This is a genomic window from Paenibacillus sp. FSL F4-0087 (assembly GCF_038020215.1).
GTDB lineage: Bacteria > Bacillota > Bacilli > Paenibacillales > Paenibacillaceae > Paenibacillus > Paenibacillus taichungensis.
Genome location: NZ_JBBODJ010000001.1, coordinates 4,445,405 through 4,459,290, shown reverse-complemented (window position 1 = coordinate 4,459,290; position 13,886 = coordinate 4,445,405). Strand labels below are relative to the sequence as shown.

Annotated in this window: 11 protein-coding genes; 3 read left to right on the top strand and 8 right to left on the bottom strand. The window is 47.0% G+C overall.

From position 1 onward, the window contains the following. Nucleotides 1–61 precede the first annotated feature (61 nt). From MHB84_RS20500 to MHB84_RS20480, 5 genes are all read right to left on the bottom strand, one after another. Nucleotides 62–907: a carbohydrate ABC transporter permease gene (locus tag MHB84_RS20500; RefSeq protein WP_072734634.1), complete on the bottom strand. Its 846-nt coding sequence runs from the start codon at nt 905–907 to the stop codon at nt 62–64. Continuing rightward, nucleotides 900–1,787, bottom strand: coding sequence for a carbohydrate ABC transporter permease (locus tag MHB84_RS20495; RefSeq protein WP_063565348.1), 888 nt, complete (start codon nt 1,785–1,787; stop codon nt 900–902). Before MHB84_RS20495 ends, MHB84_RS20500 begins: the two co-directional genes overlap by 8 nt. Nucleotides 1,788–1,888: 101 nt before the next feature. Continuing rightward, the gene (locus MHB84_RS20490; protein ID WP_076287912.1) at nt 1,889–3,148 is read right to left on the bottom strand and encodes an ABC transporter substrate-binding protein; all 1,260 of its coding nucleotides are present in this window, start codon (nt 3,146–3,148) and stop codon (nt 1,889–1,891) included. A 182-nt stretch (nt 3,149–3,330) separates the two neighbouring features. Continuing rightward, complete coding sequence (locus tag MHB84_RS20485) at nt 3,331–4,359, bottom strand: LacI family DNA-binding transcriptional regulator (protein WP_076287911.1); 1,029 nt, start codon at nt 4,357–4,359, stop codon at nt 3,331–3,333. A 37-nt stretch (nt 4,360–4,396) separates the two neighbouring features. Continuing rightward, nucleotides 4,397–4,522, bottom strand: coding sequence for a hypothetical protein (locus MHB84_RS20480; RefSeq protein WP_256716739.1), 126 nt, complete (start codon nt 4,520–4,522; stop codon nt 4,397–4,399). Nucleotides 4,523–4,607: 85 nt separating this feature from the next. Here MHB84_RS20480 and MHB84_RS20475 point away from each other — a divergent pair, with 85 nt between their 5' ends. Further along, the gene (locus tag MHB84_RS20475) at nt 4,608–4,982 is read left to right on the top strand and encodes an iron-sulfur cluster biosynthesis family protein (RefSeq protein WP_256336612.1); all 375 of its coding nucleotides are present in this window, start codon (nt 4,608–4,610) and stop codon (nt 4,980–4,982) included. A 173-nt stretch (nt 4,983–5,155) separates the two neighbouring features. On the opposite strand, the gene MHB84_RS20470 is transcribed toward MHB84_RS20475, so the two are convergent. After that, nucleotides 5,156–7,213 carry a methyl-accepting chemotaxis protein gene (locus MHB84_RS20470; RefSeq protein WP_083678782.1) on the bottom strand — a complete coding sequence of 686 codons (2,058 nt, stop codon included), beginning with the start codon at nt 7,211–7,213 and terminating at the stop codon, nt 5,156–5,158. 262 nt (nt 7,214–7,475) lie between these two features. Here MHB84_RS20470 and MHB84_RS20465 point away from each other — a divergent pair, with 262 nt between their 5' ends. Together MHB84_RS20465 and MHB84_RS20460 are read left to right on the top strand one after the other, a co-directional pair. After that, entirely contained in the window at nt 7,476–8,492 is a 1,017-nt protein-coding gene (locus MHB84_RS20465) for a hypothetical protein (RefSeq protein ID WP_256716738.1), read from the top strand. A gap of 167 nt (nt 8,493–8,659) precedes the next feature. Next, nucleotides 8,660–9,616 carry a phosphotransferase family protein gene (locus MHB84_RS20460; protein ID WP_076287909.1) on the top strand — a complete coding sequence of 319 codons (957 nt, stop codon included), beginning with the start codon at nt 8,660–8,662 and terminating at the stop codon, nt 9,614–9,616. A gap of 168 nt (nt 9,617–9,784) precedes the next feature. Here MHB84_RS20460 and MHB84_RS20455 read toward each other — a convergent pair whose 3' ends face one another. Next, a complete protein-coding gene (locus MHB84_RS20455) occupies nt 9,785–10,663 on the bottom strand; it encodes an amidohydrolase family protein (protein WP_076287908.1) in 879 nt (292 codons plus the stop codon). Nucleotide 10,664: 1 nt separating this feature from the next. Then, nucleotides 10,665–13,817: a GNAT family N-acetyltransferase gene (locus MHB84_RS20450; protein WP_076287907.1), complete on the bottom strand. Its 3,153-nt coding sequence runs from the start codon at nt 13,815–13,817 to the stop codon at nt 10,665–10,667. Between the last annotated feature and the right edge of the window lie 69 nt (nt 13,818–13,886).

The following is a 13,886-nucleotide window of genomic DNA, read 5'->3' as shown; positions in this document are numbered from 1 at the left end:
ATGTGCGATGTAGACGGCTCTTGCTTTTCACCATTGGCTTCAACACTGCGTTCACCTCCCGTTACTTGATCCCGCTGCTGCCACCACTGATATTCGCTTCATAGACATAACGCTGTCCGAACAGATATACCAATACCATTGGGATGGTCAGGAACAGGGAAGCAATCATAACGAGGTTCCATGGCGGCATCTGTCCACCACCGACCGTAGTCAGAAGCTGAACACCGAGCGCCAGTGGCATTTTCTCCGGATCATTGATGTAAATGAGCGGCCCCATGAAGTTCCCCCAGTTATAAGAAAACGAGAAAATGGCGATGGCGGCAAGTATCGGATAGGTGAGTGGCATAATGATCTTCCAGTAGATTCCCGGATGTCCCATGCCGTCAATCATGGCAGCTTCATCAAGCGACTTCGGTATGCTCATGACGAACTGCCGAATGAGAAATACGTTGAATGCTCCGGCGAAAAAACTAGGCACGATCAGTGGATAGAATGTATTGATCCAATCCAGATGACGGAAGATGATGAACTGCGGCACCATCGTCACCTCGCCCGGAATCATCATCGTACTAAGCAGTACAATGAAGAGGAACCGACTGCCTCTCGCCTTGATCCGAGCAAAGCCATAAGATACGACCGATGCTGACAACACCGATCCAATAATGGTAATGACGGTAATAATGACTGAATTTTTCAGATAAGTACCCAGATTGTTATTCGTGAAGATCGTATAGAAATTGGACCATTGGAATTCGAGCGGTATGAAGGTAAAGGCTGATTTTACGGTTGTAGCGTCACTCGCCAGTGCGATGGAGATCATGTACAAGAAAGGGGAAGCAAGCAGCACCCCAACCAGAATCAGAAAAATGTAAGATATCGTTTTCTCTACAGTGGATGGATTACTCATTTGCTTTTCCCTCCTCGTAATGCACCCATAGCGCCGACGAACGGAACACAACCAGGGTGAGCGCCATGATGATGATGAACAGCACCCAGGCAATGGCCGATGCATATCCCATTTTGTAGAACTGGAACGCATTCTGGAACAGATAAGGAACAACCATCTGACTGGCATTGTCTGGTCCACCTGCTGTAACGATGAATACCTGTGCGAATGTCTGGAGCGCTCCGATCATCCCGGTGACGAGATTGAAGAAGATGACGGGAGTCAGCATTGGAAATGTAATGTGGAAGAACGATTGCGAGCTCTTCGCCCCATCAATGGCGGCGGCCTCGTACAGCTCCTGAGGAATACCTTTCATACCCGCCAGCAGCAGTACCACGCCACCCCCGACGCCCCATAGCGACATGAGGATCAAGGCTGGTTTAACCCAGTTCGGATCAAGCAGCCAGGCAGGACCTTGAATGCCGAAGATGGCAAGTGCCTGGTTGATCAAGCCTTCCGTTGGTGCAAGCAGATGGATAAAGAGCAGTGAGCTTGCAACTACCGGAACCACAGATGGCAGATAGAACAGGATGCGGAAGAAGGTGATACCTTTGATTTTTTTGTTGAGGTAATACGCAATCCAGAGCGAGATGGACATGCCCAGCGGAATCGATATTAATGCGTAGAAGAAGGTATTGCCTACGGATTTCCAGAAGATCGGGTCATCGGTCAACAGGTTTTTGTAATTGTCTATACCGATGAATTCAGGAGACTGGAACAGATCCCAATTGGTGAAGCTCATGTAGATGGAAAACAGGATCGGACCCAGGGTAAGTCCAAGGAATCCAATCAGCCAAGGCGAGATGAAGATATAAAACCATTTCCCGTCCTTTTTTCTCACGTTAAGCCCTCCCATAACGAAGCGAGCAGACGAAACCCGGATTCATTCATGCCGAATTCCGTCTGTCCCCTGTCGATGCTATTTATGCATGTGAACAACCTCTATTTGTAGATTCTTTCCAGTCCGCTCTGAATTTCGGTCACCGTATCATCCAGTGAAGCTTTATTGTTGAAGTAGACACCCAGCTTGTCGTTAATGAGCTTCATCATTTCATTCCATTGCGGATTGAACGGCTCGGCATAGATAGTGGACTCGCTGAAAGCAGCCATGTTGATTTTCTTTCCGCCATATTCGGCATTCAGGAACTCATCGCTGGACAGGCCGGCCTTTGTTGCAGGAGCATCCTGCCCCGCCTTGATCATCGGTAATTGTGCTTCTGGTGTAGTCAGCGCTTCTATGATTTTGAATGCCTCTTCCTTATGTTTGGACGCGTTCGTAATCGTAAAGCCATTGAAGAACGCATTAGTCTCTCCCCATATCGGAGAAATGTCCCAATTGATGCCTTCCACCTTGGCAAGTGAACCAATATTCCAGAATCCCGTCGTCTCCATGGCAATCTTGCCTTGGGCGAACAATGGGTCAGCACCGATATTTCCCATGTCGGCAATCTCCGTTGGGGTTGGTCCCACACCATGGGTGAAGGTCAAATCATTCATGAATTGCAGTGCTTTACGTACAGGTTCGGTATTGAAGGTAGGTTTGCCGCTCTCATCGAACAGGGAACCACCGTTTTGGTAGATCAATTGCATCCATTGCGGCCACCAGCTGCCTGGGTAGTAACCCCATTGAACTGTTTTGCCATTCTCCTTCACCGTCAGCTTCTGAGCAGCAGCGAGCAGGTCTTCCTGAGTCCATTCCTTAGTTGGATATTCCACTCCGGCCTTGTCGAACAGGTCTTTGTTGTAAAAGAGCACCATCGCGCCTGCACGGTCAGGCATTCCGAACTGTTTCCCATCGAATTTCATCAGGCTAGCGATGTCGTCAGAATAGCGCTCTGACATGTTCACATTGTTGGCCTGGATCATATCATCCAGCGAAACAATTTGGTTTTTGGAGGCGTACGCCTGATAGTTCTCGGCAATCATCATGATGTCCGGTGCGGTTCCCCCGGCGATCATCGTCTGAACCTTTTGGTCATAGTCCCCGGCAACGACGTTCAGTTTCACGTTAATATCGGGATAGGTCTGCTTCACAATGTCGAGCCTCTCCTGATAAATCTTCTTCTCGTCCTCCGAGCCCCAGATCGTCATGCTCAGATCGACCTTGCCACCAGCTGCACCGCTGTCACCCTTGCTACAGGCTGTCAGACCCATTACCATGACCAGCATCAATAACGAAATGACCTTTAAACTTTTTCTCATACCGTGCGCCCCCTTGAAATATGAATGGAAGATCAGACAACTGAAACCCGTTTCATGAAATGGGTTTCATAAAGTTTAAAATTAAAACCCGTTCCAGTTTATGAAAGGGGTTTCATTCACGACCTCATTATATTTCACCCTCCGAAGGAATGTCAACGCTTTCTTTTTCAAACATTCCCCATTTATCGTGGTGCGGGTCCAGTACTTTGGCGGACAACAAGCTCTGGTTGCAGAATGGTCTGTTTCTTCGGATTAGCCTGATTAATCAGTTCATGCAGCTTGTCCACGGCCAGCTTGCCCAGCTGATACGTATTCTGGGACACAGTCGTCAGTTCCGGTATAACGGCACTTGCGAGCGGCGTATCATCAAAACCGACAATGGAAATATCCTTCGGAATCGATAAGCCATGCTCAATGGTCGCCTTAATCGCACCAATCGCCGTGTAGTCGTTCACGCAGATCACCGCAGTTGGAGGGTTTCCACGGTCCAGCAGCTTAGACATCTCCCGTTTGCCATCTTCAATGGAGAAGCTTCCAAGCAGTTGACGCTCTTTCGGAATTTCGAGTCCATGCTCACGCAGTTTTTTCTGAATGGCCTTGACCTTAACCATCGTGGTGGACAACTCCTTCAAACCGCCTACAAAAGCAATATCCCGATGTCCCAGTTCGAGTAAATGTTCAGCAGCCAAAACAGCCCCTGCCCCTTCATCCGTGTACACCCGATGGAATCCGCCTTTGGCAATATTGCCATTAACCAGCACAATCGGCATACGTTTGCCCATATCAATCAATTCCTGAGCCATCTCATCTGGACAGACCTGCATGTTGATTCGTCCACCGAGAAAAATAATGCCATCTACCCGCTTCTCGCGCAAAATGGACAAATACTCGGACTCCCGGCTGTAATCCCCGGCCGTATTGCACAGGAAGAACGTATACCCCAATCCACGTGCCTCGTTCTCAGCCCCCCAGAACACTTCCGGGAAGAACGGATTCGTAATGTCTGGCAGGATGATCGCAATGGTTCCCGTCTCTTTCTTGATCAGACTGCGCGCCTGCGCGTTGGGTTGGAACTGGTGTTTTTCAATGATGGACATGATCTTCTCCCTTGTGCTTGCACGCACAGGTGCCGTATCATTCAGCACACGGGAGACCGTGGATACGGATACGTTCGCTTCTTTGGCGATGTCATATATGGTAATCGGTGTCATATGTGGAACCATCCTTTTTCTCTAATATTCCTGCTTATCATACCAGATAAGGAATCGGGATGAAATGGGTTTCATTCCGAGGCTCCATCACAGCATCTCCACCGATGATATTCAAGTAATTGAACCATTCGATCGGATGATCCACCAAACTTGTAATTTTCATCGGATTCAGCCTGCTTTCCCTTCTATTTCACACCATTGTTCCATATATTAGATTGTAAGCGAATTCATAAGGTGATTAGAGGAGTGTGAACGACGTTATGATCATTCAGGTCAGTCCGCTGGCAGAATCAAGACTTAACGCGATGCTGGGAGATCGGCCGGGCTATTTCAAGCTGTTTTATGACACCGATGGATGCGGATGTGATGGTACTGCTGTGCTTCTGATTGTTAACGAGCCGGACAGTGATGACATTCGGATTGAATCCGATTCGCTTCCTTTCCTTATCAACAAACAGCAACAGATCTATTTCGAGCCTTGCCTTCGCCTGCAATCAGAGAACAGTTTTCCTTCCTACCGATTGAGCAGTGATTCCATGATATACGGCAATCATGTCAAAGCCCATGATCTTCGGGATACCGCAGACACTTCGCCGCAGCCGCTCAGTTGGTTCGTACGATAAAAGTTAGAAAATATGGACCTACGAAAAAACCTCCCAACCCTTGAAACTTAACGGGCTGGGAGGTTTTTTCTTTGTTTGTTTTTGTATGGCCTGCACCAGTTGTGCGGCTGGAAAGTTATCTCTTGGCCCAATCGCAGCATACCGGATCTCGTCAAATGACCTCATGCGTTTATTTACTTTGTTTTGAACCGGGATGATGCTTCGGCAAGCTGTTTGGTCAATCCATCGATGGTCTGTACCATCTCTGACAGATGCTCGGTCATACCTGACTGTTCCTCCATCGTCGCGGTTACTTCCTCCACGGATGCAGACACTTCTTCACCCGAAGCAGATAAGTTCTGTGCAGCTCCAATCACGTCATCCTTATCGCGTTCAATGGATTCTATCTCAGAGGCAATGGCCTGGACCTGGTCCATCATTTCATTCATATTTTGGGTGACAAAATTGAACGTTTCCTTGGTCTGGCCTACACTGCTCTTATGCTGTTCTGCAATCGCCTCAATGGCTTGTACGCTCCGGTTATTCTGCTCGACATGATCAATTGTCTGCATCACAATCCGGCTGATATCCTCCGATTGGGCTGTGGTCTGCTCCGCCAGTTTGCGGATCTCCGATGCAACTACGGCAAAGCCACGTCCGTGCTCACCCGCCCTAGCGGCTTCAATGGAGGCATTAAGTGCAAGCAGTTTCGTCTGATTCGCAATTTCGGTTATCGTACCTGTAATTTGGTGAATGCCAGAGGAGCTTTCAGCGAGCTGAACTGTAATCTTGGAAATATTGTTCACTTCGGCCTCGTTCTGTTCATTCACTGCAATCAACGCATCAATGACCTCATGGTTGCTCTTGAATGCATCCGTGATCTCATCTGCCTTGAGCTTCACCGACTGTGACATCTCATTGACGTTCTCAATTTTATTGCCCACGTTCATGAATTTATCCACGATCGCTTCCGTATCATTGGCCTGAGACTCCATGGCTCGTGAAATTTCAAACGCCGTTGTCGTGGTTTCGGCAATGGAGGTCGAGGTCTGCTGGGTGGACAGATCCAGTTCGGTTGTACTTGTTTTCAGTACGCTGATGGAATGATTCATGCTGGAAATCAGCTGTTGGTTGCCCGCCGCCATCGTGTTAAAGCTGTCCACCAGTTGTTTGAATTCTCCGCTATATTTGCCCTTAGCCTGCACCGTCAGATCCCCGTCTGCAAGTTGTCGGAACAATGCTGTTAGCCTTGTAATGGGTTTGGTAACCAGTAAGGAGATCAGTATTCCTGCGATGATAGACACCGCAATTGCGCTGAACAGGACGATATACATCTGTTTCGCCATTTTCCCTAATGGCTTCTGCACATCACTTAGTTTATCTTCAACAATGATGGTCCAATCTGATCTTGGAATTTTGGAATAAAAGATTACTTTGTCCTTTGTGCTAACATCGCCTTGTTGCAGTTGCTCATTAGAAGGCAGATCAATCAGTGACTGATATTCACCAGACTCAAGCTTCTGCCCCGCCATCTTCTCATCCGCCGAATTGAACATTACCGTGCCTACGCGGTCCAGAATAATGACTTTTCCCTCTTCATTAATGTTGATATTCTGAAGCTGGTCAACGAAGAACGAGGTTGATGCGGTAGATACGAGTACGCCCTCCACTTGTTTGTTTTCATCGTAGATCGGCATTGCAAAAGCGGTACCCAGCGTACCCAGTGACTTGGAGATAACCCCTTCACTAATTACATTCTGGCCTTGAACCGCCTGTTGAAAATACGCTCGATCTGCACGTTCTCCCCCGAGGGCTTCAGGATCGTTCGCTGCAACGACGATGCCTTTCCGGTCCAGCAATATGATATTGCTGTTGCCTTCCATCCCTGCGAGGCTGTCTGCCAATATCCCATTGGCTTTATCCACGAGTTCACTATTTTCCGAGAAAAAGACATCATCATTCTGTCCTTCGCTATTTCGAATCTCCAGCAGGTCCTGGAATGTGCGATGCGTTGTAATTAGAAATGTGGACTGTTCTTCCAACGTTAATGAGGTGAACAAGCCCGCACCAATCCGGTCAGAGGTTGCTTTAATCTCATCCTTGCTTTTGTCGAGGGTAATCACTGCTGCTACAGTGTAAGATAATACCGCAGTTACCGCCAATACGAGGGTTACCAGTAAACTGATCATTAGCGGCAATTTGACTCTGAACGACATGTTGATCACGCGTTCTCTCGCCTTCGCGAATACCAAATGAATCCACCTTCCATTTCATCCTTGATTGTGTCCAATATTGTATGGGTTAACTTTATATCGGTAGATATCAATCAATTGTTCAGCAGGAAAAACGTTTGCACTAAAAATGTTTTTTTAAAACTCATATTCATCTAAATAAAAATAGAACTATATGTAACTAGTATTATATTTTTTTTTCATTTACTCCATTTGTAAAATAAAGGTATAATTCACTTTGAATTCATCTATCGTTTCTTTTAGTGAAAAGGGTGCAAAGATAATGAAAAGAACGATCTTACCCAACCAATTTATTGCAGTCGTAATAACTTTACTTCTCTTCATTGCAGGGTGTGGTCCAGAAGAAGAAGCACATGAATATCTCTCAATTACAAACACGGAATATGTTAATGGAACAGATACCGATGATGGTATGATCATGAGAGTATACACATACGACATCCAAACGAAGGCTCTAACTAAACTATCTGATTTACCTTATACCTCACAATATCCCTTAACTGTAGCTTCCTTAGCAAATGACACCATCTATTTTTCAGGAGTTGGAAAAGATAAGGGTGACGAGTTGTTTTCCTATGATATTCAGGCACAAAAGACTCAACAATTAAGCACAGGCTTATTTGCAATTAATTCAATTATTCCAGATACCGTTGATCATACTTTGGTTATGGCTGCTGTTAAAAAGGGAGAGCGTCCTGTCAAAGTCATTTTCTTTGATCAGAAAACACAAGAGATGAACATCTTGAATGACGATGATTTGGATACAACTACATGGGATATTTCGTTTAACCCGGAAACGAGTAAAACCTATGCCATCCAATATTCTGAAGAAGAGCAGTATATTCATATGGAGCAGTCCAATAAGGCGCAAACACCGATGGTCCCTCCAAACCATAGCATCATTGAAATAGATCCTATTTCCATGCAGACCCGTAAGGTCATTGAACTGCATGAGGAACAGATCTTAACTCTGTCCGCACGTGCAGAACAGATCATGATTGCCACAGCAAAACATATCAATAAATATCCCATTGAATACAGTATGGTGAATATCAGAACAGGCGAAAGAACGAAAATGTCCCTTCCTATCAAAGCCAGCAGCGAATTGTACTTATCCAAAGATGGACGAGGTTTTTATTTCCTTGGGGAATATGTAGATGCAAACGTCAAACATGAACGGGGAATCTATTACTATGATTTGAAAACGCAACAATTCGAAGAGGTATTTCTTCAAAAAGAGGGATTCATTAATAATTTTATACTTCTATCGAATCCATAATCATTCCTTAATTAGGTCTTCACAAAAACAATAGCAAAATAGGGACGTTGCTGAGAAACACAGGAATGCTCTTGTAGAGTGGGCTCACCAATAAGGTGCTTGTTTCACTTGTAATTACAGCGAAGCTTGGTAAGCTACTTAACTAATAAGCAGGAAGGAGCGATCAGATGAGTAAGGAATCTATCACAGTACAAGCATTAATAGAGCAAACCATTAATCAGTATGTATCCTCGGATGCTCACATCCTAAGCATGGAAAGTAACCCTATCCAATTGGGACTTCAGGCCGTGGAATTGCTTCGACATCATATTGAATTCCTAGTCAATGGAGTGCAAAAGGACATTTCTGTCATTACGAAGAAAGCCACGTTCATAGAACGCTCTGCATTGACCAGATTATTTTCACAAAGCGCGAATGTGCCATTTAGTCTAACAAGTGAGCCTCATACTGAAGATCGCAGCTTGATCTGCATTCAGGATGTGGACTACCAAACCGATTATAGCCATCTGGATATGGATCTGCTTCAGAATAAAGAATTACGAGCGCTGGCTTACATACACGGAACGAATATGGGGTTAAAAAAAGAAATGCCCTGGATACCCACTGTGGATCGGAATCATATCATCGGCATGATGGAAAATCGTTGGAGACCTTCGTGGAACGCCGCCATAGAAAACCCAGCATTCATTGCGGAATTTGGATTACCAATCATATCGGAAATTGAAGCTCTAGCCAGTACCATCGTAGATGATCTTGAAGTTCTGATCAGAGATGAACATATGCATACGATGATCCATAATGATCTGAATCCCGGAAACGTACTGGTACATAACAATGAGGATGTCTATTTTATTGATTGGGAGGAAGCAAGGTACGGCTCCTTGTTCTTCGATATTCCTCTACGCTGTAGCCATATGAGACAAGTAGACATCTATCGGGAGGCCCTGAGTTCCCACGGATACGATATTCCACAAGATCAATTCGAAAAGTATTTCTCCCGGGCATCCCGATACCTTGGCATCCGCTATATGAGTTGGAACCTTGGGGTATGGGAACAACACTCATATGCAAAAGACGACTTAAAAAAGTATATGAAGATGGTAACTCAACCTTTGTTCTCCTAATCCCCTCCTTATTCCAAGTTAAGCATAAGATGAATTCACTGTTTTGCCGAAAAAAAAGCTCCTGCCACCAGAAGTGACAGGAGCTTACATGATAAGGATTCAGCATGAACATCGTATGCTTCCACGACCTACATGGCTTACATTTTTCACAAAATTATGAACTGGTGCTTAACCCAGATCTGCAATTCGCTGTTTAATGCGCGGAAATAAACCAAAAGCATTCTCGTAGAATACCTTCTCATGATGCTGCTCCGGCACAAGTCGACGGACGAATTCTGCATACAGATCGATCGGCGCGAGCGGCCAGTCGGTTCCGAACAGCATTTTCTCGTAATGATCCGAATACACCAGCGCCCGGCGGAAATGATCCATGAACAAGGGTTCGCTCATAAACCGTTCAAAATGGGGCCGATCACCGACAACAAGGCCTGACAAATCTGCGTAAACGTTCGGATTCTTCGCCACGACTTCAGCGGCATCCATCACCCAAGGATCACCCAAATGACAGATCATAAAATTCACACCGCGCTGTTGAAAAGCTAATTCGTCCACGGTCAGCGGATGTGCATATTTGAGCAATCCATTCATCGAGTATGTATCCCCCGTATGAATGACCACCGGCACGTTATACTTTGCTGCGAGTTCATAGACCGGTGTGTAGATCTTGTCATACACGTAGTGATGATAGTACCCCGCATATAGTTTAATTCCTGCTACCTCAGGAGCTTGCAATCGTGCTTCAATCCGGTCCAGCTCGGCCTGAGCGTTATCACCACCAAGGTGGTTTGGATTAATGCCGACGCATTCCATGAGGAATGAAGGAACCGTTTCTTCCAAATCAAGTCCCATCGGGTTGGGAGAACTGGAATCCGGGAATGCTCCCTTTGTCTGCTCCGTAACCCCCATTCCGATGCCAAGAATCACGTCGTTCTTATCAAACTCCGCCTTGAGGCCAGCGGCAGAATAATCCACTTTCGATAAATCTATTGCCGTTCGATGAAAGCTGTCGATGTCCGACAGATGAATGTGAATATCAATAATCGGCATGTTAAGCCTCCTTTTCACCTTTTGAAGTTGCAAAGTTTAGCTGCAGAAGGCCTCGTACATCCTCTGGATTCAGAGAAATTTGCCCCAAAATCAGATAGGTCGGCTCTGTCCAGACCGTTTCCCCGTTCAGCAGTGGCAGATTGTGATACACATTGTGACCAAGCACCACATTGTTCACAAACCCCGCAGCATTCTGATTAGGGTAACGATTCACTGCATGCAGCATGTCTTTACGCGAAACTGCTCCCATTCGCAAGAAACCCTTGGACTGAAGATATCCGTCTACCTTTCCTAGAGGATACCGCCCTTGCTCTGGATGTTCCAGCCAACCATCAGCAAAGACTGGCGAGGGTTTGAAGAAATGTTCCTCGGCTAGCGAGTAATCCAGCGCCAATCCGCTTTCGTTCGTAACCGAGTGCAACTCACAGAGAACTGGAACGCCGGGCAGCATGAGGTAATGCTGCTGTACCGTGATTCCCCGATTCGCTTCATGCTTCTCGATGCGGGTTGTGATCTGAATTCCTTTCCAGACGTTACCGAATTCATCCTTCCGCTCCGTCCAAGCCGCGCTTCTTTGTTCCAACTGACGGCTGAAACCGTTCATACCAGGGATACCTACACCCAGTCCACCGTACCATGGATTCCACCAGGAACGCGGGGCTGCTTCCGGATACGTGCTGTCCAGCCATTCTTCACCCTGGTACTTCAAGGAATGCACGACACTTCCGAAACCAGGGGCAGCTGCCATCGAAAGAACTCCGTTGCTCACCGTGTACACAGGACCTGCTGGACCTTCTTCAATCACGCAATCAACGGCTGTTCCTGTCTGCGGATACCAGAGGGCTGTACGTTCATGAATCCGATCCTCGCCTCGATATACGGCCCGAACCTTCCAGCCAAATTCGCTCTCTCCTGTCTCATCCTTTTCCGCAGGGGAGAACTGCAATTTAGCAGAGCGCAGATCCTGCTCTCGATTTAATTCCATATCAGCAGCTAAATGCTCTGGTGTGCCACCATTCTGCACGTACAGTTCCAGGTTTCCAGCGAGCGGGACCATCTTCCGTTCAATCAGTTCTGCTGTCAGCACATCCTGGGCAAATGGATTGCCACCACCCAATGCCAGCTCAAGATGGTTGTCCAGCTTCGGTAAAACCGGGCTATGCCGTTTTTGAGCGAATGATCGGAAATCCTGCCATTTGGCAAAGGTATTCAGAGCAAATACGGTCGCCTTTGTTTGCACAACGGCTCCTGCTGGAATCCGGCCTAGCTCATGCTGTAACCCCAGCGTGTGTTCCGGACGAAGCAGCTTCAGCGAAGGGTCCCAATAGATACCGCAAGCACCGTACTCTTCCTTGCAGAACAGCCAGTTCTCTGTAATTTGGGCGCTGTCCCAATGGCTCGGATCGCCAGTGTACGCATCGCCCATATCTACATAACGCCCTTGGTACGGGAGAATAAGCCGGTTACCGAAGAAACCAAAGTTCGTCATCAAGAACATATTCTCTTCCAGCTCTGCGCTGCGCGTATTCCCAATTTCGTGGTAAAATTCCGCAATTCCATTGGCAGACAGTTTGACCACGGACTTGATCTCTATACCAGGGAAATCTTCCGATTCATACAGTGCTTCGAGAACCTGGTTTTCTCCCTCCGGATAGATGTTGACTTCCTTGGCTTGTTTCTTGGAAAATTCTTCTGCAAATGGCTTACCCAGCTTCGGATAGGTCCACCAGAACGTGTGAACCGAGCCAGGGTATTCAATCCACATGTTGTTCTCTTGCTTGCTCATATGGAGGGAGAATGCACCGTTCACGGCCACCCACTGTTCCCCGTTTTCCCCACCGTAACGTCCTTGTGTTCCCTTCATTAGAACAGACAGCTTGGTTGTAAAAGATACCTCTTGTCTATCCGTCGGAACAGCTGTTACCTCTACTTCCCGCGAATAGAGACCATACGAACGCAAGGTGAAAGCTACCGGTACAGATGCTTTGCCTTTTGCAGGGACCGTAAGGCTCACCGAACGTTCTGCCCACTCCAGGAATTCTTCTTCTGGCAAGTCAAAAGTGAACACTGCTTCGGCATCAAAATTATTCTCCACGTTCAGGTATAGCTCAGTAGGAACGCTTGTATAGAGCTCTTTCACGGGCAACGCCGTGTTGATCTTGGCCGGGAATTTCGGGGCAACGCCCATATGAAACTCGGCTTTTCTGCCACCAATCAGCCATGTGCTTGTGACAACGGGATGGGTCTTATTCTGACTTTGCTCCTCTTGAACCGGATCAAGGTGGAATTCGCCCTCCACGATTACCGTTTCTCCCGGAGCAACCGCTCTTGCAACGTCCAGCGTAAAACGAATATTTTTGTTGTCCTGACCCTTGATCTCGAACTTCAGCTCGGATGCTGAGCGGTTCGTGATTCGGTAGCGAACCTTGTATGTGGAACCAAATACGAGATCATGATCGTCGATCTCTGTGGTAATTTCGTACTCCGGTGTTTCGAGAGCTGTCAGCCCGCGACCCGATTTCTCGAATTCGGCTCGCAAGGAGATATCTCCCTTTTTCCAAGAATAATCAAAGAAATCGAAACCACGCTCCCGTCGGCCATCCGGCTCGATGACGAGTTCACGGGTGCTATCTGCGTACCAATCCAGGTCCTCAAAATAAGGAGCAAGTGCTTCCGTCTGCAAGATGGTCGGGATGAAGTTCATCAGATGCACATTTTCATCCTTTTTCTCCCAGAAGAACCCGCATTTCTTGTACATCGGTACAGCCTTGGTGTTACCTGCCCATGTAAACAGATCCAGGCGAGGCCATCCCGCTTCCACGGTCTTGCGAACGGCATTCAGGATCAGATTACGTCCGACCTTGTAGCCGTGATAATCGGGGCGCACATTCAACAGCGGTACATACAGGGCATTCTCGTCATAGCGGTAGTGGGCAAAACTACAGAAGCCAACAACCTCTTTCTCATGAACGGCCAGAAATACATGAAGATTGGACGAAGTCTCCATCTCCCGGCGAACGGTATCCTCCGTTCTCTGGTTGGTGCCACCTCCCCAACTTTCGTTACTGCGGTTCCACATATCAGCGACTGCGGCAGCGTAGGAGGGATCGTATTCGATAATACGGATTTGTTCGATAATCGAAGTTACGGTCATATTTGGTCTCCTTATCTTTATCTATAGGATGGTCTTCGTGATCATTCGATATGGCCTTTGCCCGATAGC